Origin of the sequence: Mucilaginibacter sp., from assembly GCF_041660805.1 — a bacterium.
In the GTDB taxonomy this organism is placed as follows: Bacteria; Bacteroidota; Bacteroidia; order Sphingobacteriales; family Sphingobacteriaceae; genus Mucilaginibacter.
Genome location: NZ_JBAZVP010000004.1, coordinates 25,810 through 48,388 on the forward strand (window position 1 = coordinate 25,810; position 22,579 = coordinate 48,388).

Genomic DNA, 22,579 nt, shown 5'->3' on the forward strand with positions numbered 1-22,579 from the left:
CAGCAAATAGCGTGCTGTTAATAGGTTTCCAGCTTGGCTTTTACTTGTTGCATCAGCCACATTGGGGTTGAAGTAGCGCCTGCAATACCTATTTTATCGCCGGGGGCAAACATGGAGCTGTCCAGCTCACTGGTAGCCGAAATGAAATATGTGTCGGGGTTATGTTTGCGGCATACCTCGTATAAAACCTTTCCGTTTGATGATTTACGGCCCGATACAAAAACGATCTTATTAAATTTGGTCACGAAAGCAGGCAGGTCCTTATCACGATTTGATACCTGGCGACATATGGTATCATTAGCTTTCACTTCGTACCCGCGAGATAGCAGCTCTTCTTTAATACTGTAAAACTTTTCCATACTCTTGGTAGTTTGCGTATAAAGCGTAAAGCTGGCAGGCAGGTCGGCATTGTCCAGTTCTGCAATATCCTGAAAAACAAGGGCGTCACCGTTCGTTTGGCCTTCTAAACCAATTACTTCGGCATGGCCGTGTTTACCAAATATTAAGATCTTCTCGTTGGCATCATAGGAGGTTTTAATACGGTTTTGCAGTTTTAAAACCACCGGGCAAGAGGCATCAATCAGTGTAATATTATTCTCTAAGGCAATCTTATAGGTTTCCGGTGCTTCGCCGTGAGCACGGATCAGTACTTTTTCATTATGCAGGTTTGCCAGTTCGGCGTGTTCAATTATGCGGAGGCCTTGTGCTTTTAAACGATCAACCTCTTCATCATTATGTACAATATCGCCAAGGCAATACAAATATCCATCCTCAGCCAGTATCTCTTCGGCCATATCAATGGCGTAAACCACCCCAAAGCAAAAGCCCGAATCCTGATCAATAGTTACTTGTAAATTTAAATCGCCCATTGTGTTACAAAAATACGCATTAAAAAGCTGAAAGGAAAAAGGTTAAGATTGAAAGATTAAAATTTGAAATTATAAAGACGAATGGAGGAGAGTTTCGGTGTACCTGTAATAGCATCTTTTATCTCTTTATTCTTTGTCCAATAAGGGCGTTGCCTGCGGCCCGGGCTATCCGCTTATACTGCACAGGCCTTATTCCAATGTCATTATTTAAGGATAGGCAAAATACTCCGTTAGGAGTAAAAGCTTTGTAGGAAATATAAATTGCGCTTTTAGCGTGCCGTAGGTACGCAACGCAAAGGTTCCGTACCTATGGCACGGATTAGATAATTTCGATTTTAGTCTACAAAGCTTTAACCCCTCTGGGGTAGAGATCCCTTAAATAATGACATTGGGCATTAGCCACATGGCCGGTATCCGCTTCTCTCCCTAACGCAAGAAATAACATCATCATTTGAGTAAAAAAGCATTGTTATTTCTACAATAACACCACCAAATTCAGCCCACCAAAAAATACAAACTCCGTTGCAAGTAATGTCGGGGCGGCAATGCTTTGCTTTTTAAAACTAAACAGCTCAAATACGTACAGCATTGCAGCGCTTACAAAAAACCAGCAGATGTAGTTTTTCAGGGGAATAATGTTATTGTCCCAATGCCAGTAATCAAACTCAATGGCAACGGGCTCTATCAAAATATCCAGCGCTACTAATATCAAGGCACCCGTTATTACTCTGAAAAAAGCGCTTTTAAGTCTGCTCCGCTGCATGGTTACCCCTGTGGCGTATATGAGCAGGAACCAGTTTATGCCAATCATTAAGGGAATATCAAACAGTTTTAGCCCAAGGGTTTTGCCGTAGTTATAATCACCAAACAACCAATATTTATGCACGCCAAGCCACTCCAGGCCAAAGCCGGAAAGGAATATGATCAGCATAAAAAGCATGAATTTATTGCTAAATTTTTGGTGACCTAAAATAATTACTATCAGCATCAGCAAAAGGTGCCAGGGCACAATTTGAACAAATAATGGCCTTAGTGAAGGCACAGCAAACCCGGTAAGGCCCACCAAATGAAATAGTATTATAATTACAATGGCCACAGGCGGATCAATGCTTATATCTTTCGGCCTTTCCATACGGTGGTTTTAGTGAAGTGCTGTTGTATTGATGTAATGCCAATGAGTAACAGGCTTAGCATTTGCCAGGGATGTAATATAATATTTCGCGAGGCGCTTTGCCCTGCCGATAAAGATATCATGATACGGGTAAGAACGATGAGCCCTATCATCATAAAAATAAAATTCAAATTCATGGTCATAATAACAAGGATGGGGCCGCCAATAATTAGTATCAGGTATATCATAAAACCAAATATGTTATAATTAAAAGCAGCCAAAAAGTTCTTACCAAAACCGTTTATTGCCTGGTTATATCCCTTATACATGCGGCAGCTTATCATACCGTTCGCTAATAATGCTTCCCCGTTTTGTTTGGCTGCTTTCACCAGCTTCATTATCTCTACATCTTCAACCACTTTATTTTTTGCCAGCCGGTGCCATTGGTATTCTTTGTATTGTTCTGCATCAAACAGCATAAACTGACCGCTTGCTGCTGCAACGGCCGCGCTTTTAATTAAATAAACCAACCTAATAGGCAACAGATTAAGCAATATATAATGCATTAATGGCACCACTACTTTCTCGCCGGTGGTTTGCATTTCCTGGTTTGTAAACAGGCTCAGTAAGCTCAGCCGTCTTAAGTACATTCTATGGATGGCGCTATTGATCAATCCGTTGCACACCTTTTCATCGGCATCTAAAAACAAATAAAGCTTACCGCTTGCCAGTTGGGCCAGTTGATAGCAGGCATAATTTTTACCCAGCCAATCTGCAGGCAGCGGTTTTCCTTTCAGCACTTTAAATTTGGGGTGCTCCGCAGCAAATGCTTCGCAAACAGCAAGGGTGCCGTCGGCAGAGTTATCATCTAAAATGATCACCTCATAATTTTGATAATCCTGCTGATGAATAGATTGCAGTAAAGTAAGAATATCTTCTGCTTCGTCTCGCGCAGGGATCAGTATCGATACTTTGTCATGATAAGGCTTACTCACCCTCTGCAATTTAGGGTTCGACAAAAAATTGAACAGTGTAACCGTAAAGCGCAGTATTAAAAAAATAAAGGTTATTAAAAGGGCTATAATCACTTATATTTCAATTTCGGTTTGCTGCTGCTTTGAATTCCCGTAATGTTGCTGATAGCTATTTTGCAGGTCATCTATAGTTTTGCCGGCATAGCTTTCATCTTCACTCTTTAAGTAAACGGTAACAGATGGCTTTTTGTGCCTAACGTATTGAATAAATGTTGCAGCAAAAATTATCTGGTAGTTATTTTTAGCTTTTTCAATGAGTTTTATGATGCCTTTTTCAAATTTTACCCGGTTAACAAAATTTGGAAACAACCTGCCCTGCGGAAACATTAAAACCAGGTTGCCGGGGTCATTCAATAATTGCGCTGCATAATCTAATGATTCCAGCATACTTCTTGATCCTTTATTTACTGAGAATGCACCCCCATACCGTAACGAACCTATCTTTTTTGCAGTATCCTGTAATATCATTACATGAAACTTCTTTTTAAACAATTTATCGTTGAGGCAAAATAAAATGAGGCCGTCCCAAAAACTAAAGTGGTTTGCAATAAGCAATACCGATCTGCTCTTATCAACCGCTATGGTGTTGTAAATAAACTGATGAAACTCGTTGCCAACAAGCCACTTTACATAAACTTTAAAGATCCATTTTGCAACCGGGTTTTTCTTTGGATACAACATACTTAATGCGCCACGTTTACCTGGTCAATTAACGCCTGCTTATGAAAAGCATTGATCTTTTCGGTCAGCTCTTCAAAATTCACCTCGCCTGCTATACCACAATCAAACAGATGGAAATATACCGATGGCTTTAAGCTTTCAAAATAATCTATAAGGGCGCAGCTATAAACTATTTGGCAGGGGCCCTTTATGTTTTTAATTAACCGTTCAATGCCTTTCTCCACCTTAATCTCAGTAGTATGGTTTGATATAAGTTCGCCCTGCGGAAAAACGACTACCAGGTTCTCCGGGTTATCTAACAAACCCGCGGCATATTGCAGGGATTTGATCATTTCGCGCGAATTGCGGTTGATAGAAAAGCCGCCAAACAGGTTAAGCAGCATCCGTTTTTGCAGGTGGTCTTCCTGCATCATAATATATAATTTCCGATCAAGGTGCCAGTAAGCGAGGTAATTCCCCCATAGGCCATCCCACCAGCTAAAGTGATTGCACAGCAGTAAAATTGAGTGGCCCGGTTTTGGTGTAAAGGGCATTACCTGCAACAGTTTAAATGCCTTACGCATACGGTAACGCATATATATGGCAAACCAGTTACTAAAAAGGGCTACTCTGCGGGCGGGTATCATTGCTGTAAATTTACTAAATACTCATCCAATTCTTTTATAACCAGCCAATGGCCCAATGCTACTTCATGTACCTCGGGCGCATGCAGCAAACTAATGAACGGTTGTGCAGCAGATCTGGAGAACAGGCTATCGGCTTTACCAAATATTAAACGGCATTTAATTTTATGCCGGTTTATTAGTTCGGCAATTTTGGTAGTATCGGGTTTTAACAAACGGATGAGGTTTAAGGTATAATAAACATCCTGGCGTTTTTGTTCGGTATCAATTTCATTATAGGCTATCTGGAACAGGCTATCATCAATAAAACGGACTTTTTTGAGATTTTTTAGCAATGCAGGAGCCAACCACTTACTTTTAGTTGCCCGCCTGAAAAAATAGCGGCCAACCGGTTTGTGGGTTAAAAAATTAAAGCCTTTATATACCGATAAGCCATCCGGTGCCATCAGTATCACCTCATCAATCATATCAGCAAAAAGTTCAACCAATATAAGGGCTATGTTGGCACCAATGGAATACCCCATTACAGAGAAACGCTGCCTGCCATGAACTTTAAACCATTCTTCGACATAGGCGGCAACCATAGCTTTGGGCATACCTTCAACAATTTGCTTCTCCGTCCACCCGGTTAACTGGCTTTCTCCATGAAAAAAATGATCAAAGCCATAAACATGAAACTCCTGCAATATGGATCGCTCCAGCACATGAAACTGCCTGCCCGTCATACCGTAACCATGAAATGCCAGCAAGGGCTTTTTGCCGCTGCCGTACTCATGATAATGCGCCTTACCCAACCCGGGGATATCCAGAAAACCCATAGCTGGCAATATTAAGAAATTAGTCTATTAATTGGGATACATTTATGATTTAACCACGGCGTATACCAATAAAAGGTTGGTTTTAAACGTATTAATGCTTGGCTTTTATATAATCCAAAATGGTATCAGAAGCACCGATATGCTCTTCTACATATTTTTTAGCTATGGCCGCGCATCCGTGGCGAAACTGCTCATCACTCATTAAGCTGCCAGCGGTACTTAATAATTCTTCCTGGTTATTAATGCTAAAACCAGCATTTAACTCAACCAGGTCGCGGGCTTCTTTAAAGCGTTCATAATTAGGGCCAAATATTACCGGTGCACCAAAAGCCGCTGCTTCCAATATGTTATGGATCCCCGCGCCAAAACCACCGCCAATGTAAACGACATCTGCATATTGATATAGTGACGATAGCATGCCAATATTATCAATGATAAGATTTGAGGTGTAAGGTGTGAGATAGGAGATTTCGGAATGCGTGATAGTTGTTTGCTCCGGCAAAAGGTTAATCAATCCATTTATCCTATCCTCACCTATTTCATGAGGTGCAATAATAAATTTCCAATCGGGGTGCAGGGCTATTAATGATGCTATAAGTTTCTCATCGGCGGGCCAGGTGCTGCCGGCAATAAATAGTTTTTGCCCGTTCTTAAACCTTTCCACCTCCGGTATAGGCTTAGGCTGCAGCGCATTTGCCCATACCCTGTCAAACCGGGTATCGCCGCTTATGGTTACATTAGTAATGCCCCTGTCATGCAATAAATGTTTTGAAGGGATGTCTTGCACAAAAAACCAGGTAACCAGCTTTAGCATTTTGCGGTGTAAACCGCCGTGCCATTTAAAAAACACTTGCCCGGGCCTAAAAATGGCCGATATTATATAAAGCGGTACATGCTGCTGATGCAATTCATCAAAAAAATGATACCAATATTCGTACTTGGTAAAAATGGCCATGACCGGGTTTATTGTTTTGATAAACTCACGGGCATTGCGGGCGGTATCAAGCGGTAAATAATATACAGCATCGGCCAATGGCGTGTTTTTTCTGACCTCGTAACCTGAAGGTGAAAAAAATGTTAACACAATTTTATTATCCGGATATAAAAGTCTGATCTTTTCTAAAACGGGGCGCCCCTGCTCAAACTCGCCAAGGGATGCAAAATGAAACCAAATGCTTGATATTAATGGCTGTACCTGCTGATTTTTGCGCCCGTTTATCCACAATTTAGCTTTATTATTAAACAAGGCAGCTATGTATAATAATTTATAATATATTAATATGCCAATGTTGTATAGTAGGAGCATTTTTAAATTTGTAATTATTATCTTCGTCGGGCATAAAAGTAATAACATTAAACAATAAAAAGTATTTATGAAAATAGCTGTTGTTGGAACGGGTTATGTTGGCTTGGTAACAGGCACATGTTTAGCAGAGACTGGTAACCAGGTTACTTGCGTTGATATTAACGAGCAAAAAGTAAAAATGATGCAAGAAGGAAAGCTCCCGATATATGAGCCGGGGCTTGAATTACTTTTTCATCGAAACATTGATCAGAAAAGATTATTGTTCACAAATAATTTAGCCTCGGCTATTGCTGATGCACAAATTATATTTTTAGCATTGCCAACCCCTCCGGGTGGTGACGGCTCGGCAGATCTGAGCTACGTTTTAGGCGCTGCTAAAGACATAGCCAAGTTAGTTACCGACTATAAAGTTATTGTAACTAAATCAACTGTTCCGGTTGGTACGGCAGATAAAGTTACCGCTGTTATTAAAGCAAATACCAATATTGAATGCGCAGTGGTATCAAACCCTGAGTTTTTACGCGAAGGTGTGGCAGTTGAAGATTTTATGAAGCCAGACCGTGTTGTTGTTGGTACTTTAGATGAACGGGCCCGCAAATTAATGGCCGAACTTTATGCACCATATGTACGCCAGGGTAACCCGGTTATTTTTATGGATGAGCGCTCATCTGAATTAACAAAATATGCAGCCAACTCTTTCCTTGCTACTAAAATATCATTCATGAACGAGGTAGCTAACCTGTGCGAACTGGTAGGTGCTGATGTTGATATGGTACGCCGCGGTATTGGTGCAGATAACCGCATAGGTAACCGCTTCCTGTTCTCGGGTATTGGCTACGGTGGTAGCTGCTTCCCTAAAGATGTACAGGCTTTGGCTAAATCTGCCGAAGAAAATAAATACGATTTCAAGATCCTTAACTCTGTAATGGAAGTTAACGAGATCCAGAAAAAAGTTTTGGTTCAGAAACTTAAAAAATATTACAATAACGATCTTAAAGGCAAAAATTTTGCCATGTGGGGACTGGCCTTTAAACCAGAAACTGATGATATCCGCGAAGCACCTGCTTTGTATATTATAGACGAATTGTTAAAAGAAGGTGCTACCATCAGTGTGTTTGACCCTGAAGGTATGAATAATGTAAAAGCAATTATAGGCGACAAAATTACTTACGGTACAAACCCCTACGAAGTATTAGATGGCGCTGATGCATTACTTATTGTAACGGAGTGGTCATTGTTTAGAACACCTGATTTTGACCAGGTATCAAGCCTGCTTAAAAATAAAGTAATTTTTGACGGACGTAACTTATACGACCTGCAAAAAATGGTTGACCTGGGATATTATTATAACAGTATAGGAAGAAAGATAATTAGCTAATGGCAAATCGTAAACGTATTTTAATAACCGGGGCAGCCGGCTTTTTAGGCTCGCATTTATGCGACAGGTTTATTAAAGAAGATTATCATGTTATCGCTATGGATAATTTGATAACCGGTGACCTGCGTAACATTGAGCACTTATTTAAACTGGAAAATTTTGAGTTTTATAACCACGATGTTTCCAAGTTTGTGTATGTGCCCGGTGAGTTGGATTATATCCTTCACTTTGCATCGCCTGCAAGCCCAATTGATTATCTGAAGATCCCTATCCAAACCTTAAAGGTTGGTTCATTAGGTACGCATAACCTGCTAGGTTTAGCACGCAATAAAAAAGCCAGGATGCTTATTGCATCAACATCTGAAATATATGGCGACCCAACAGTTAACCCGCAGCCCGAAGAATATTGGGGCAATGTGAACACCGTTGGCCCGCGTGGTGTATATGACGAGGCTAAGCGTTTTCAGGAGTCTATAACAATGGCTTACCACACTTTCCATGGTTTAGAAACCCGTATTGTAAGGATCTTTAATACTTACGGCCCAAGGATGCGCCTTAACGATGGGCGTGTTTTGCCTGCATTTATTGGCCAGGCATTACGCGGCGAACCTTTAACCATGTTTGGTGACGGTTCACAAACCCGTGCTTTTTGTTATGTAGATGATTTGATAGAAGGTATTTATCGCCTTTTGCATAGCGATTACGCGCAACCAATGAACATTGGCAACCCTGATGAGATCACCATTCGTGAGTTTGGCGAAGAGATCATAAAGCTGACCGGTACTGATCAGAAATTGATTAGCCTGCCATTACCTACTGATGATCCTAAACAACGCCGCCCTGATATTACAAAGGCAAAAGCTATTTTAGGCTGGGAGCCAAAGGTATCAAGAAGCGAAGGATTAAAGATCACCTACGAGTATTTTAAATCGTTGCCTGAAACAGAGATCCAGCATAAGGATTTCACTTACTACAACAAACACTAGCAATATTTTATAAGAATGCAACAAATTACCTGTTGCATTCTTTATTAGATATATTATTCCATTTAATAAACAGCAATGAAAATTTTAGTTACAGGCGGTTTAGGTTTTATAGGCTCACACACCGTTGTTGAACTGGTAAATGCCGGCTATGATCCTATAATTATTGATGATCTTTCTAATTCAGATATTAAGATATTAGATCAGCTTACTAAGATCATAGGTTACAAGCCCGCTTTTTACCAGCTTAACCTTTGCAATGAGCAGGCTGTAAAAGAATTTGTAGCTAAAGAGCCCGATATTAAGGGCATTATTCATTTTGCCGCCTCTAAAGCTGTAGGCGAATCAGTAAAACTGCCTTTAAAATATTATAAGAATAACTTTTTCTCGCTGATAAACGTTCTTAGTGCTTATGAAGGAAAGGGTATCAACCTTGTATTTTCATCAAGCTGTACGGTTTATGGCCAGCCCGATAAATTGCCTGTTACCGAAGATGCGCCTGTAAAACCGGCACATTCGCCATATGGTAATACCAAACAGGTAGCAGAAGAGATATTAACAGATGTAATTGCCTCTGGCAGTAACAACAAAATAATATCGTTACGTTATTTTAACCCGGTTGGTGCGCATGAATCAGCACTAATTGGCGAGTTACCTTTAGGTGTACCTCAAAACCTGGTGCCTTTTATTACGCAAACCGCTATTGGCAAACGCGAAAAGCTTATGGTGTGGGGTGGTAATTACAATACACCTGATGGCAGTTGCATACGTGATTATATACACGTAGTAGATTTAGGCCGCGCCCATGTTGCCGCATTAAAATTAATGGAGAAAGAAGACTTTAAGGGGATTGACTTTTTTAATATCGGCACCGGTAAAGGCAGTTCGGTATTAGAGGTAATAAAAGCCTTTGAAGAAGCAACAGGTATTAAATTAAAATATGAAATAGCCCCTCCGCGCGAGGGCGACGTTGAACAGGTTTGGGGCGATGTAACCAAATCAACCCAAAAATTAAACTGGAAAGCCGAGCTTGATCTGAGTACGATGATGTCTTCGGCCTGGGATTGGGAAAACTATATTACCCAAAACCCGTTGTAAGCGTATTGATATGATAAAAAAAATAATCATTACAGGAGGGGCCGGCTTTATTGGCTCACACGTGGTACGCCGCTTTGTAAAGAACTATCCGGATTATACTATCATCAACCTGGATAAACTAACTTATGCCGGTAACCTGGCTAACCTGCAGGATATTGAGAATGAACCTAACTACAGGTTTATAAAAGGTGATATTGTTGACCTTGAATTTATAAACAATCTTTTTGACGAAGAACAGCCTGATGCAGTTATACATTTGGCTGCAGAATCACATGTTGACCGCTCCATTACTAACCCTTTAGAGTTTGTAATGACCAATGTGGTAGGTACAGTTAACTTATTAAATGCCGCTAAAAACCTTTGGAAAGGCCAGTATGATCAAAAAAGGTTTTACCATGTATCAACAGATGAGGTTTATGGTACTTTAGGCGATACTGATATGTTTACCGAAGAGACCGCCTATGATCCGCATTCACCTTACTCGGCATCAAAAGCAAGTTCAGACCATTTTGTTAGGGCGTATTATGATACCTACGGTTTAAACACGGTAATATCAAATTGCTCTAATAATTACGGCTCATTCCACTTTCCCGAAAAACTGATCCCGCTTGCTATACACAACATTCAGCAGTTAAAAGCTGTACCTGTTTATGGCAAAGGCGAAAACGTTCGCGACTGGTTATGGGTTGAAGACCACGCGAGGGCCATTGATGTAATATTCCACAAGGCAGCTTCAGGTACTACTTATAATATTGGCGGCCATAACGAGTGGAAAAATATTGATCTGATAAAATTGCTTTGCAGTATTTTAGATAAAAAGCTTAACCGTGCCGAAGGTGAATCGGCAAAACTGATAACTTATGTTACTGACCGCGCAGGCCATGACCTGCGTTATGCTATTGATGCTACCAAACTAAAAAATGAATTAGGCTGGGAGCCATCAATTACTTTTGAAGAAGGACTTGAAAAAACTGTAGACTGGTACCTTGAAAACGAAAAATGGCTGAAAGATGTAACATCAGGTCATTACCAGGAATATTACAATGAGCAGTATAATAATCGTTAATAATGTTTGGATTTTTTAAGAAAAAGGAAGTTAGAAAGACGGTAGACTTTAACTACAGTTCCGTAATGGTTGATATGCACTCGCATGTTTTGCCAGGGATTGATGATGGAGCCCAAACGCCCGAAGAATCTATTTTCCTGATCAAAAGGATGATGGAGCTGGGCATTAAAAAAATTATTGCCACCCCGCATGTTATGATTGATTATTATCGTAATGATCATGAAAGCATAGGCAATGCGCTTGCCATTCTTAAAGAAGAATTAAAGAACCAGAATATTGATATAGATATTAGCGCCGCCGCCGAGCACTATTTTGATGAAAGCTTTGAAAAACGTATCGATGACCGCCTTGTGCTTACTATGGGTGGTAACTACGTGCTTTTTGAGATCTCTTTTATAAGCCAGCCGCCAAACCTTATTCAAATAATACAAAAAATGCTGGATATGGGTTACAAGCCTATCCTTGCACACCCCGAAAGGTATAACTATATGGATGTTGACCAATTAAGGCGGATCCGTATGATGGGATGCAACCTGCAGTTAAACACCATATCATTAACAGGATATTACGGCAAAGCCACAAAAGTTTTGGCCGAGGAACTGGTAGATAATCAAATGATAGACTTTATATCGAGTGATATGCACCACCCGCGCCATGCCCAGGCATTAGAAGATGCCCTCACATTCCCTTATTTGCATAAGCTAATGTTTGATTACCCGTTGAAAAACATACTGCTTAAGTAAAAGTTTAAGAGAGGCAGGAATTCAGGACTCAGGAGTCAGGACGAATAGCATTTAATACAAAAGGCCCGATAATTGATCGGGCCTTTTGCTTATGCATATTGTGTTGTATTTCTTTTGTCTTGTCTCTTACGGTCTTGATTCCTGACTCTTGTTTTTTGACTCTCAATATCCTGCCTCTCGCCCCTTACTCGTATCTTAAGGCTTCAACCGGGTCAAGTTTGGATGCTTTTTTAGCCGGATAAAAACCTGACGAAAGGCCTATTAGTGTACACAAGCCTACCGCGGCAAACAGCCATACCCATGGCACTACAAATGTCCCGCTTATTTGTACGGCAATTAAGTTACCAACCGCCATACCCAAAACAATCCCGCCAAAACCGCCTATAAGGCATATTACAATTGCTTCAATTAAAAACTGCTTACGTATTACTGATGGTGTTGCACCTATAGCTTTACGTAAACCGATCTCACGGGTACGCTCGGTTACCGATACCAGCATAATATTCATTAAACCAATAGCGGCGCCAAGCAAGGTAATAATACCAATTGCAAAACCGGCTATGGTTATACCGGCCAATTGGCCAGATAGCTCTTCTTGTATAGAATCACTCCTAAAAATCTCAAAATTATCAGGCTGGCCAATGCGCAAGCCGCGTATGTTTCTGAATAACGATGTGGTTTCGCCAATGCTGGCATCCAGCGCGCCGGGGTTATCAACCTGTAAGGTAACAGTAAATGATGGTTTGGATGATGATGCAAGCTGCCTGGCCTTTTGCACCGGTATAATACAAAACTTGTCTCCGCCAAAGCTATTGCTGCCTTTTGATACCAAAACACCAATTATTCTGAACTTATTGCTCCCCAACAATATCGATTTATTTATTGGGTCATCATTCTTAAAAAGCTTTTGTTTCAACTCATCCCCAATAATAACCACGTTTGATCCATGCTCTAACTCCGATGCTGAAAAATTACGCCCAAAAGCTATTTTATGGCCTTTTATAGCCAAATAATTTTCGTTACTGCCTATTACCTGTATGTTAGGATTGGTTTTTATACTATTAAATTTTGCAATTGCTGTACCTGTAACGGTAAGGTTTATGCTGGTACGCACCGGAAGTTTAAATGTATTTTTAAAACGCTCGGCCTCCTGGTAGCTTATAGCAGGATATATTTTACGATGACCGCCCCTGCCAAAGCTAATGCCCGAACCCCGGTTTTGAATAGTAAATGAATTTGCACCCAGGCCGGCAAATGCATCATTAGTGTATTGCCTTATGCCTTCAATAGCGGTTAATATACCTACCAGTGCCATAATACCTATAGCAATAATTAATGCGGTAAGGGATGTGCGTAATCTGTTACCGCCTATAGATTGCAGTGCTATAGCGATATTCTCTTTATAGGTTGTTTTTACCGGCATGCCATAAATATAAAAAAACTTAACGGTATGACTATGAAGCATAGCAGTTTGTTACAGCCTATGTTCATTAATATCTGCAAATAACGCGGTTGATTTGTACAGATAAAAAACAAACACTAATTTCAGCTTAACTAACCGGGCAAATCGTGAAAAAATTCCTACTACTGTTTATAACATCCATTGGTTTTGTTGTTTTGAGTAACGCACAATCAGTTGTTAACCGCCGCGAAACCACCACTCGTGCACGTAAAATAGATGAACGCAGTATTGTAAAAGATTCTGCAGGGAGGGTACTACCATATTCAGAGTGGCAAAAAATGCTCTCATCGGCTAATTACGTATTAAAAACAGAGAATCCGCAGGATACAAATTCCACTTTTAAGTTGGTTAGATTAACTACGGAACAAAGAGAGGGGATGCTTAGCCGTATGACACCGCCTAACGAAAGCGGCTTTTTCACCAACGGGCAAAAAATAGAAACATTTAAAGCCTGGGATATTGATAATAATAAATTCGATTTGAAAGCGCTGGAAGGTAAAGTAGTTGTATTGAATTTTTGGTTTATTAATTGTCCGCCCTGCCGTAAAGAGATTCCCGAACTGAATGAACTGGTAGCTAAATATGCCTCAAACCCCGATGTGGTATTTATTGCTATAGCACTTGATGATAAAGCCGACATTAAAAAGTTTATTAAAACTTCACCATATAATTACCATCTGGTACCCATAGGTAGTAAATATGCTGATAGATATGGCGTAAACCTTTTCCCTACCAATGTAGTGCTTGATAAAACCGGTGCTGTGAAGTTTAACTCATCCGGCTTAACCATGAATACCCCTTACTGGATCAAAAAAACAATTGAAGAAAGTTTAGCTGCAAATTAAACCCAACAAAAAAGGCCTGCCGAAGCAAGCCTTTTCAAATATCCATATAAATTATTTTATACCGAGAACGAAGTTCCGCAACCGCAGGTGCTGGCAGCGTTAGGATTGTTAAAGGTGAAGCCGCGTGCATTTAGCCCGTTTTGGAAATCTATTTGCATACCTGCTAAATACATGCCATGTGCTTTGTGCATATAAACAACCAAACCATCTATTATAAACTCCTGGTCGCCGTCTTTCTTCTGGTCAAAGCCCAAAACATAGCTCATGCCCGAGCAACCACCACCTTCAACGCCTATACGCAGGCCAAAATCGTCGGTCAGTTCTTGCTGGTCTCTTAATTTAAAAAGTTCTTTTACAGCACCTTCAGTAAAGGTAACCGGTGCAGTTAAGGTTTCAACAGTAGCGCTCATCTTATTTTTAATTAACTATACAAATATAAGGTAAAATGCGGATTTTTGCAGCTGCCTTATTATTTATGACCTCTGCCTAACATTTAGGAAATGATACTTTACAACTTACTGATAGATATTTTAAAATATACTATTGCCGGTATGGGCGTAGTATATATCGCATTTTACCTGTTTAAACCCTACCTGGATAAATCAAACAGCCTGCAACTGCTTGATCTTAAAAAGGCTATAAACAGCCAAACCCTGCCATTGCGCCTGCAGGCCTATGAACGGCTGGTATTATTTACCGATAGAATAAACCCGGCCAATTTATTGATCCGCCTTAATGGTAACGGATATACCGCTGCCGAACTGCACAGTATAATTGTTGCCGAGGTCCGTAATGAATACCAGCATAACGTAACACAGCAAATTTATGTGAGCGACCGCGCCTGGGCAGTAACAAAACGGGTTAAAGAAGATACCCTGAGCGTTGTGAATAATGCGGTTAAGGCATTGCCTGAAACTGCAACCGGGCTTGACCTGGGTAAGATTATCCTGAACCATTTGAGCCGTTTGGAAGATAACCCTTATGATATTGCTACTAACCTGATAAGGAAAGACCTGGAGGACCTGTTTTAATGGCTGATAAAAAGTTCACCACTACTTCGGGCATCGAGGTTAAAGAAGTTTATACCGAACCATCCGGCATGAATGAATTGCCGGGCGAGTTCCCTTATACCCGGGGGATCCAAAAAGATATGTACCGCGGCAAGCCGTGGACCATGCGCCAGTACGCCGGTTTTTCAACTGCCGAAGAATCAAACAAACGATACCATTATTTACTAAGCCAGGGCACAATGGGGCTTTCAGTCGCTTTTGACCTGCCTACCCAGATAGGTTATGACAGCGATCATGAATTAGCCGAAGGCGAAGTGGGCAAAGTTGGTGTTGCCATAGATTCATTAAAGGATATTGAAATATTGTTTGCCGGCATAGAGCTGAAGAACATTACCACCTCCATGACCATCAACGCTACCGCAGCCATATTGCTGGCTATGTACATCGCGTTAGCAAAAAAACAAGGCGCCGATCTTAAACAGATCTCGGGCACCATACAAAACGATATATTAAAGGAGTATGCTGCAAGGGGCACTTATATTTATCCGCCCGCCCCCTCTATGCGCCTCATTACCGATGTTTTTGAATATTGCAGCAAGGAGGTTCCTAAGTGGAATACTATATCTATATCAGGCTACCATATTCGCGAAGCCGGCTCAACCGCGGTGCAGGAACTGGCCTTTACACTGGCCAATGGTAAAACTTATTTAAAGGCAGCTTTAGATAAAGGGCTTGACATAAACATATTTGCTAAACGCCTCTCTTTTTTCTTTAATTGCCATAATAATTTCTTTGAAGAGATAGCCAAATTCAGGGCGGCAAGAAGGATGTGGGCACATATTACAAAAAGCCTGGGCGCTACAGATGCAGGGGCGCAAAAATTGCGTTTTCACACCCAAACGGGGGGCTCTACGCTCACCGCGCAGCAACCCATGAACAATGTAGTGCGCGTGGGCATGCAAGCCCTGGCGGCCGTGCTAGGTGGCACACAATCATTGCACACTAATGGTTATGACGAAGCTTTATCCCTGCCTACTGAGGCCGCGGCAAAAATAGCGCTGCGCACCCAACAGATCATCGCTTTTGAAAGCGGGGTTACAGATACGGTTGACCCGCTGGCAGGATCATATTTTATTGAAGCTTTAACCGATGAACTGGAAGCCGCCGCACAATTATATATAGATAAGATAGATGCCATGGGCGGTTCTGTTAAAGCCATTGAACAGGACTATATACAACAGGAAATTGCGGCATCGGCATACCAATACCAAAACGAGATTGAAAGCGGCGAGAAAGTATTGGTTGGGGTTAACCGTTTTACTCAACAGGAAGAAGTCGCCCAAAATGTTTTCAGGGTTGACGATTCTATAAGAAGACAACAAATAGATAAAATTGTCCGTTTAAAGGAAGAAAGAAACAACAATGATGTAAGCCGGGCGCTGCAAAATTTAGCAATCGCCGCAAGAGGAAATGATAATCTTATGCCTTACATTTTAACCTCCGTTGAGTGCTATGCCACACTGGGAGAAATTGCCGATACGCTCCGGAATATTTTTGGAGAATATTAACTACATATATCGCTACAGTTAAATTTTTTCGCCCTAATTTGCACTGAGAATTAATCCACATTTTTGGCCGATACAATGTTTAAACTTTAAAAAGCGCCATACAGCACAACTGGTGCATAAAAACACAGTCTGCATGCGAAATATAATGTTAATAACTTTAATATCCGCAATAAACAAGTGTAATTTTTATAAATATATTTCTTAAAATATATTTTTTTATCCGCTTTTTTTTAGAATATTCGATGTTCCGAAACGGCCGAAAAACTTGCCCTCTCGGACACTGTAAATCAAGATATTACTAATAACCTTATGGAAAAAACTTGTACTAACGTTTGGAATAGCTGCCTTCAAATCATAAAAGACAACATACCGGCACAAAGCTTTAAAACCTGGTTTGAACCAATTAAAGCATTGCGTATGGAAGGAAGCGTTCTGACGATACAGGTACCAAGTTTATTCTTTTATGAATGGCTGGAAGAGCATTATGTTGGGCTGCTGCGCAAAACAATAAAAAAACAATTAGGCGACGAAGGTCGTTTAGAGTACAACATTGTTGTTGAACAATCATCAAGCAAGCCATATACAACAAATATGCCTTCTAACGGAAATGGTGCCGAAGCTAAAAATCAGTCTATGCCCATACCAATTTCAATAAATAAGGACATTAAGAACCCGTTTGTAATACCGGGATTGAAGAAACTTAATGTAGATCCTCAGCTTAACCGCAACTACACCTTCGAAAACTTTGTTGAAGGTGACTGTAACCGCCTTGCCCGCTCGGCCGGTTATGCTGTTGCCGCTAAACCGGGTGGTACTTCATTTAACCCGCTAATGATTTACGGTGGTGTTGGCTTAGGCAAAACCCACCTGGCACAAGCTATAGGTAACGAAATAAAACGTACCCTGCCTGATAAGCTGGTGCTTTACGTAAGCTGCGAGAAATTTACACAGCAATTTGTTGATGCCTTAAAACATAATAACATAAACGATTTTGTGAACTTTTACCAGGCTATTGATGTACTGATCATGGATGATGTACATAATTTTGCCGGCAAAGAAAAAACACAGGATTTCTTTTTCCATATCTTTAACCACCTGCACCAATCCGGCAAGCAACTCATCATTACATCAGACAAGGCGCCTAAGGATCTGGCCGGTTTAGAAGAGCGTTTGCTATCCCGTTTCAAATGGGGCCTTTCTGCCGATTTACAGATCCCTGATCTGGAAACCCGTATGGCTATCCTTAAAAACAAAATTTATCAGGATGGTATTGAATTATCAAACGATGTTGTTGAGTACGTTGCCCATAACATTGATAATAATGTACGTGAGCTTGAAGGTGCAATGGTATCATTACTGGCACAATCAACCCTTAACCGTAAAGAGATTGACCTGAACCTGGCTAAGCAAATGCTTAAGAATTTTGTAAAAAATTCATCCAAAGAAATTTCAATGGAATACATTCAAAGCCTGGTTTGCGAATATTTTGAAGTACCTATTGAAATGGTTAAATCGCAAACCCGCAAACGCGAAATTGTACAGGCAAGGCAAATATCAATGTATCTGGCTAAAGCGCATACCAAAAGCTCATTAAAATCAATAGGTCATTTCTTTGGCGGCCGCGATCACTCAACAGTTATCTACGCTTGCCAAACAGTTGAAGATTTAATTGATACCGATAAAAAATTCAAAGGCTACGTAGCTGATATCCAAAAGAAATTAAAAATGTCGTAACCGACTTGTTAAATATCAGAAAGCCCTGCAGCAATGCGGGGCTTTTTTGTTCGACACTACCCGTCATCCCGAATTTATTTCGGGATCTCACAGGACTGTAGCAAACATTGCATGGGGGATGCTGAAATAAATTCAGCACGACAGTTTAATTTTTTATTTAAATTGCAGCAACCAATAACCTCAGCAATGAAAAAGCTATTCATCCTAACACTTATTCTTACCCTATCTGCCAAAGCATTTTGCCAAACAGATAAGGACGATATCAAAAAAACCATCAATACCATGTTTAACGCTATGCGTAAAAGTGATAGTACCACACTTCGCTCTACCTTTGCTAAAGGATTGGTATTCCAAAGTGTGGCAACTAAAAAGGACGGCACAACCGCGTTAAATACCGAAAGTCCGGATGGTTTTATCAAGCAGGTTGGCACCCCTCATAAAGAAATTTACGACGAACGCATAACCTATGGAGATATTAAAGTTGATGGGCCGCTTGCCAGTGTTTGGACACCCTATAAGTTTTACCTGGGCCAGCAGTTTAGCCATTGCGGCGTGAATTTTTTCCAACTGATGAAAACTGCCGAAGGCTGGAAGATCATTTACATTGTTGATACCCGCCGTAAAGATAACTGCCCGGAATAAGAAAAAATATGTCATAGCGACGAAGCAATGACATAGATAGTTATTGGGTCATGCTGAGCTTGTCTTGTCATGGTGAGCTTGTCGAACCACATTGCGGGGTGGGCCTTTGCGCACGTCCTTCGACAAGTTCAGGATGACCCCGGCAAATTTCATTTATCCTTCAGAGGCCAAACGGATTTTAAAACGCAATAACGCGTGGAAAAAGAAGGCCCGATTGCTAAACGCGACCGGGCTTTTCTTGTTTCCTGATCCTTGACATCCTGTCTCCCTTCTCTGTTTGTAACATTTTGATTATCAAATTTTAACAGGGTCACCATTGCTTTATGATTGGTATTAATACCAAACCAATTAAATCAACTAAAGCATGAAAACAAAGATCTTTATCGCGATAGCAGGCGTAGCCTTATTCGCAGCTTGCAAAAGCAGTTCAAATAATGATGAAAAAAGAGATATTTCTTCTGCTGATACAGCAAGCTTAACAGCCGGTGCGGAAACCAACAACAAAGTCAAGTTGGTAAAAACAGCCGACATGAATTTCAAAGTGAAGAACGTGCAGCAAACCGGCGATTCTATATCCAATATAGTTAACCGGTACAATGGCATAGTGGTACATCACCAAATGGGCTCGGAGGTAGAAAACTCTGAGAACATCCGGGTAAGCAATGACTCTATAAGACAGGTCACTATTTATAAGACCACTGCGGATATGACAGTAAAAATCCCGTCTGCCAAAATGGAAGATTTCATGAACAATGTTGGCCGTATGGCAGTGCTTACCATAAGCCGCAAAATGGATATTGAAGATAAAACCTTCGACTATGCCTCTTCTGAGCTAAAAGTTAAGAACCGTAAGGAATGGGTTGCCCAAACTAAAACTATGGATAAAGAATCGGCAAAAGACCCCGATGCTATATTGGCCCTAAAAGACAATATGGTTGATGACCAGGTAAACAATTTAAAAACGGATGCAGCAGTAAGATACAGTACCATCATCCTAAGCTTTTATCAGGATAAAACCATTAGTAAGCAACTGATAGCGAATGACGATCCATCCGCGTATCACCCACCATTTTTTAGTCGCCTGTTATTGGCACTGGCAAATGGCTGGTATATGTTTGCCGAAATTATTTTAGGCCTGGCCAATATATGGATGTTCTTATTAGCCGGCGCTTGTTTATGGATAGGGTATAAGATGTATAAAAGAAAATATCCGGCATTGAAACTTTAATACTCCGGACTGTGATTCCGAGGTACGACGCAATCTCAGGACTATGCATGAACACTTTGCATACTGACAGCCCATCGGGAGATTGCTTCGTACCTCGCAATGACGCGTGGAAATATTAAATAAAACAAGAAAGCCCGGCTGCTTACACAACCGGGCCTTTCTCTTATCCTGTAAATTCTTAAATTCAGAAAATTCGGGTTCAGACCTATACTGTCAGTTTCTTATACCTGATCCTTTTCGGTGTTACATCACCTACGCGTTTTTTGTGGTTCTCTTCGTAATCGCTATAGTTACCTTCAAAGAAATACACCTGCGAGTTTCCTTCAAATGCCAGTATGTGGGTACAAACACGGTCAAGGAACCAACGGTCGTGACTGATTATAACCGCACAGCCGCCAAAGTTTTCCAGCGCTTCTTCCAATGAACGTAAAGTGTTTACGTCAATATCATTGGTAGGCTCATCCAGCAACAGTACGTTCGACCCTTTTTTTAAGGTGATGGCTAAATGCACACGGTTACGCTCACCGCCAGATAGTACGCCAACTTTCTTCTGCTGATCGGCACCATTAAAATTGAACTTTGAAACATATGCCCTTGAATTAAGCGGACGGTTACCAACCATAATAGTATCCAATCCGTCAGTTACGTTTTCCCAAACAGATTTGTTTTGGTCAAGATCATCATGCATCTGGTCAACATACCCTAAAGCAACGGTTTCGCCCACTCGGAAAGTACCCGCATCGGGCTGATCCTGCCCTGTAATTAAGCGGAACAATGTGGTTTTTCCTGCACCATTGGGGCCAATTATCCCCACAATACCAGCAGGCGGTAACGAAAAGTTCAGGTTCTCGAATAATACTTTATCGCCATAGGCCTTTGTTACATTGTTAGCTTCTATCACAATATTACCCAAACGCGGGCCCGGCGGAATAAACAGCTCCAGCTTTTCTTCCCTGTCCTTTGTTTCCTCTGATGCTAATTTATCGTAGTTTGATAAGCGGGCTTTTGATTTAGCATGGCGGCCCTTCGCCCCCATACGTACCCATTCCAGCTCGCGCTCTAATGTTTTCTGTCGTTTACTCTCAGTTTTCTCTTCCTGTGCTAAGCGTTTTGATTTTTGCTCTAACCATGAAGAGTAATTGCCTTTCCACGGTAAACCTTCGCCACGGTCAAGCTCCAGGATCCAGCCGGCAACATTATCAAGGAAATACCTGTCGTGGGTTACAGCAATTACGGTTCCTTTATATTGCTTAAGGTGCTGTTCCAGCCAATCTATTGATTCGGCATCCAGGTGGTTGGTAGGCTCATCCAGTAACAATACATCAGGTTCCTGTAAAAGCAGGCGGCATAAAGCCACCCTGCGGCGCTCACCTCCTGATAGTACCGAAATTTTAGTGTCCGGTTCAGGGCAGCGCAATGCATCCATGGCGCGCTCCAGTTTTACATCAAGCTCCCAGGCGTTCACTGCATCTATTTTGTCCTGCAATTCGCCCTGGCGGGCCATTAGCTTATCCATTTTATCGGCATCGCTGTAATACTCTTCCAGTCCAAATTTTTCGTTAATATCTTCGTATTCTTTTAATAACGCGGTAGTTTCGGCAACGCCTTCCTCCACAATTTCCTTAACGGTTTTGTTAGGGTCAAGCTCTGGTTCCTGGCTCAGGTAGCCCACGCTATAGCCTGGTGAAAATACTACCTCGCCTATGTTTGTCTTATCAATACCGGCAATAATTTTTAAAAGTGACGATTTACCTGAGCCGTTTAGGCCGATAACGCCAATTTTAGCGCCGTAAAAAAACGACAGATAAATATTTTTTAACACTGTTTTTTGAGGCGGATAAACTTTGCTTACCCCTGCCATTGAAAATATGATCTTCTCGTCAGCCATGTAACAATTAAAATTAGTGTGGCAAATATCAGTTAAAATGAATAATTAATAACAATGGTAACCGTTATATTTTGTTTCGTTTCAGCACAAAAAATAATGATTTGCCCATTAAACAAAGTTTACTAACAACACTTGTTCACAATTTTCATTACAATTTCATAGTTTAATTTGTATCTTTCAATGTAAATGATTTGGTTTGTCATCAAGTACATTAATACAGTAGGCAAATTTTCGCTTATGCCGTATTGTCATAAACAATGACTATTTGCCCTGTTTTAGCTTAAAGGGTTTTATAATTACAGCTCTTTTAAACTATTTTAATAATATATTATCAAATAATATAGTTTTTATCGTTTAATATTAATTATCAGGCAGTTTATAGCGGATTTAAAACAAATTGCAACTGGGTTAATTTTATTTACAGCAGGCGACTATCATCAAATTGTCTGTTTATGCTAAAGCTAAAAAATTGGCAATATTGTTGATAAATGT

Annotated in this window: 21 protein-coding genes; 11 read left to right on the forward strand and 10 right to left on the reverse strand. The window is 40.8% G+C overall.

Annotation, left to right across the window (positions count from 1 at the left end; genetic code table 11):
- Positions 1–17: 17 nt before the first annotated feature.
- The 7 genes from WC743_RS07330 to WC743_RS07360 all read right to left on the reverse strand — a co-directional run bounded on the left by WC743_RS07330 (position 18) and on the right by WC743_RS07360 (position 6,442).
- Positions 18–869: a 4-hydroxy-3-methylbut-2-enyl diphosphate reductase gene (locus WC743_RS07330; RefSeq protein ID WP_373011240.1), complete on the reverse strand. Its 852-nt coding sequence runs from the start codon at positions 867–869 to the stop codon at positions 18–20.
- A 475-nt stretch (positions 870–1,344) separates the two neighbouring features.
- The gene (locus WC743_RS07335) at positions 1,345–2,001 is read right to left on the reverse strand and encodes a carotenoid biosynthesis protein (RefSeq protein WP_373011241.1); all 657 of its coding nucleotides are present in this window, start codon (positions 1,999–2,001) and stop codon (positions 1,345–1,347) included.
- A complete protein-coding gene (locus WC743_RS07340) occupies positions 1,980–2,975 on the reverse strand; it encodes a glycosyltransferase family 2 protein (protein WP_373011242.1) in 996 nt (331 codons plus the stop codon). Before WC743_RS07340 ends, WC743_RS07335 begins: the two co-directional genes overlap by 22 nt.
- Positions 2,976–3,068: 93 nt before the next feature.
- Positions 3,069–3,695, reverse strand: a complete 627-nt coding sequence (locus WC743_RS07345; RefSeq protein WP_373011243.1) for a lysophospholipid acyltransferase family protein — start codon at positions 3,693–3,695, stop codon at positions 3,069–3,071.
- Between the two features lie 2 nt (positions 3,696–3,697).
- Complete coding sequence (locus tag WC743_RS07350) at positions 3,698–4,321, reverse strand: lysophospholipid acyltransferase family protein (RefSeq protein WP_373011244.1); 624 nt, start codon at positions 4,319–4,321, stop codon at positions 3,698–3,700.
- Complete coding sequence (locus WC743_RS07355) at positions 4,318–5,136, reverse strand: alpha/beta fold hydrolase (protein ID WP_373011245.1); 819 nt, start codon at positions 5,134–5,136, stop codon at positions 4,318–4,320. The genes WC743_RS07350 and WC743_RS07355 overlap by 4 nt, the downstream gene beginning before the upstream one ends.
- Positions 5,137–5,227: 91 nt before the next feature.
- The gene (locus WC743_RS07360) at positions 5,228–6,442 is read right to left on the reverse strand and encodes a 3-deoxy-D-manno-octulosonic acid transferase (RefSeq protein ID WP_373011246.1); all 1,215 of its coding nucleotides are present in this window, start codon (positions 6,440–6,442) and stop codon (positions 5,228–5,230) included.
- 67 nt (positions 6,443–6,509) lie between these two features.
- Here WC743_RS07360 and WC743_RS07365 point away from each other — a divergent pair, with 67 nt between their 5' ends.
- The 5 genes from WC743_RS07365 to WC743_RS07385 all read left to right on the forward strand — a co-directional run bounded on the left by WC743_RS07365 (position 6,510) and on the right by WC743_RS07385 (position 11,710).
- Positions 6,510–7,820 (forward strand): UDP-glucose/GDP-mannose dehydrogenase family protein, encoded by a 1,311-nt coding sequence (locus WC743_RS07365; protein WP_373011247.1) that lies wholly within the window; start codon positions 6,510–6,512, stop codon positions 7,818–7,820.
- Entirely contained in the window at positions 7,820–8,806 is a 987-nt protein-coding gene (locus WC743_RS07370) for a UDP-glucuronic acid decarboxylase family protein (protein WP_373011248.1), read from the forward strand. The genes WC743_RS07365 and WC743_RS07370 overlap by 1 nt, the downstream gene beginning before the upstream one ends.
- Before the next feature lie 75 nt (positions 8,807–8,881).
- Positions 8,882–9,901, forward strand: a complete 1,020-nt coding sequence (gene galE, locus WC743_RS07375) for a UDP-glucose 4-epimerase GalE (protein ID WP_373011249.1) — start codon at positions 8,882–8,884, stop codon at positions 9,899–9,901.
- Positions 9,902–9,914: 13 nt separating this feature from the next.
- Positions 9,915–10,967, forward strand: coding sequence for a dTDP-glucose 4,6-dehydratase (rfbB, locus tag WC743_RS07380; RefSeq protein WP_373011565.1), 1,053 nt, complete (start codon positions 9,915–9,917; stop codon positions 10,965–10,967).
- 2 nt (positions 10,968–10,969) lie between these two features.
- Entirely contained in the window at positions 10,970–11,710 is a 741-nt protein-coding gene (locus WC743_RS07385; protein WP_373011250.1) for a tyrosine-protein phosphatase, read from the forward strand.
- Positions 11,711–11,894: 184 nt separating this feature from the next.
- On the opposite strand, the gene WC743_RS07390 is transcribed toward WC743_RS07385, so the two are convergent.
- A complete protein-coding gene (locus tag WC743_RS07390; protein ID WP_373011251.1) occupies positions 11,895–13,175 on the reverse strand; it encodes an ABC transporter permease in 1,281 nt (426 codons plus the stop codon).
- A gap of 104 nt (positions 13,176–13,279) precedes the next feature.
- Here WC743_RS07390 and WC743_RS07395 point away from each other — a divergent pair, with 104 nt between their 5' ends.
- Positions 13,280–14,017 carry a TlpA family protein disulfide reductase gene (locus tag WC743_RS07395; RefSeq protein ID WP_373011252.1) on the forward strand — a complete coding sequence of 246 codons (738 nt, stop codon included), beginning with the start codon at positions 13,280–13,282 and terminating at the stop codon, positions 14,015–14,017.
- 56 nt (positions 14,018–14,073) lie between these two features.
- Here the strand turns inward: WC743_RS07395 and WC743_RS07400 are convergent, their stop codons facing one another.
- Positions 14,074–14,427: a HesB/IscA family protein gene (locus WC743_RS07400; protein WP_373011253.1), complete on the reverse strand. Its 354-nt coding sequence runs from the start codon at positions 14,425–14,427 to the stop codon at positions 14,074–14,076.
- Between the two features lie 90 nt (positions 14,428–14,517).
- Between WC743_RS07400 and WC743_RS07405 the strand changes: the two genes are divergently transcribed.
- The 5 genes from WC743_RS07405 to WC743_RS07425 all read left to right on the forward strand — a co-directional run bounded on the left by WC743_RS07405 (position 14,518) and on the right by WC743_RS07425 (position 20,199).
- Positions 14,518–15,048 carry a hypothetical protein gene (locus WC743_RS07405; RefSeq protein WP_373011254.1) on the forward strand — a complete coding sequence of 177 codons (531 nt, stop codon included), beginning with the start codon at positions 14,518–14,520 and terminating at the stop codon, positions 15,046–15,048.
- Complete coding sequence (locus tag WC743_RS07410) at positions 15,048–16,595, forward strand: methylmalonyl-CoA mutase (RefSeq protein WP_373011255.1); 1,548 nt, start codon at positions 15,048–15,050, stop codon at positions 16,593–16,595. The genes WC743_RS07405 and WC743_RS07410 overlap by 1 nt, the downstream gene beginning before the upstream one ends.
- Positions 16,596–16,904: 309 nt before the next feature.
- Positions 16,905–18,329, forward strand: coding sequence for a chromosomal replication initiator protein DnaA (gene dnaA / locus WC743_RS07415; RefSeq protein WP_373011256.1), 1,425 nt, complete (start codon positions 16,905–16,907; stop codon positions 18,327–18,329).
- 186 nt (positions 18,330–18,515) lie between these two features.
- Positions 18,516–18,971, forward strand: coding sequence for a hypothetical protein (locus tag WC743_RS07420; protein ID WP_373011257.1), 456 nt, complete (start codon positions 18,516–18,518; stop codon positions 18,969–18,971).
- Positions 18,972–19,335: 364 nt separating this feature from the next.
- Complete coding sequence (locus tag WC743_RS07425) at positions 19,336–20,199, forward strand: DUF4349 domain-containing protein (RefSeq protein ID WP_373011258.1); 864 nt, start codon at positions 19,336–19,338, stop codon at positions 20,197–20,199.
- 205 nt (positions 20,200–20,404) lie between these two features.
- On the opposite strand, the gene ettA is transcribed toward WC743_RS07425, so the two are convergent.
- Positions 20,405–22,087: an energy-dependent translational throttle protein EttA gene (ettA, locus tag WC743_RS07430; RefSeq protein WP_373011259.1), complete on the reverse strand. Its 1,683-nt coding sequence runs from the start codon at positions 22,085–22,087 to the stop codon at positions 20,405–20,407.
- Positions 22,088–22,579 lie beyond the last annotated feature (492 nt).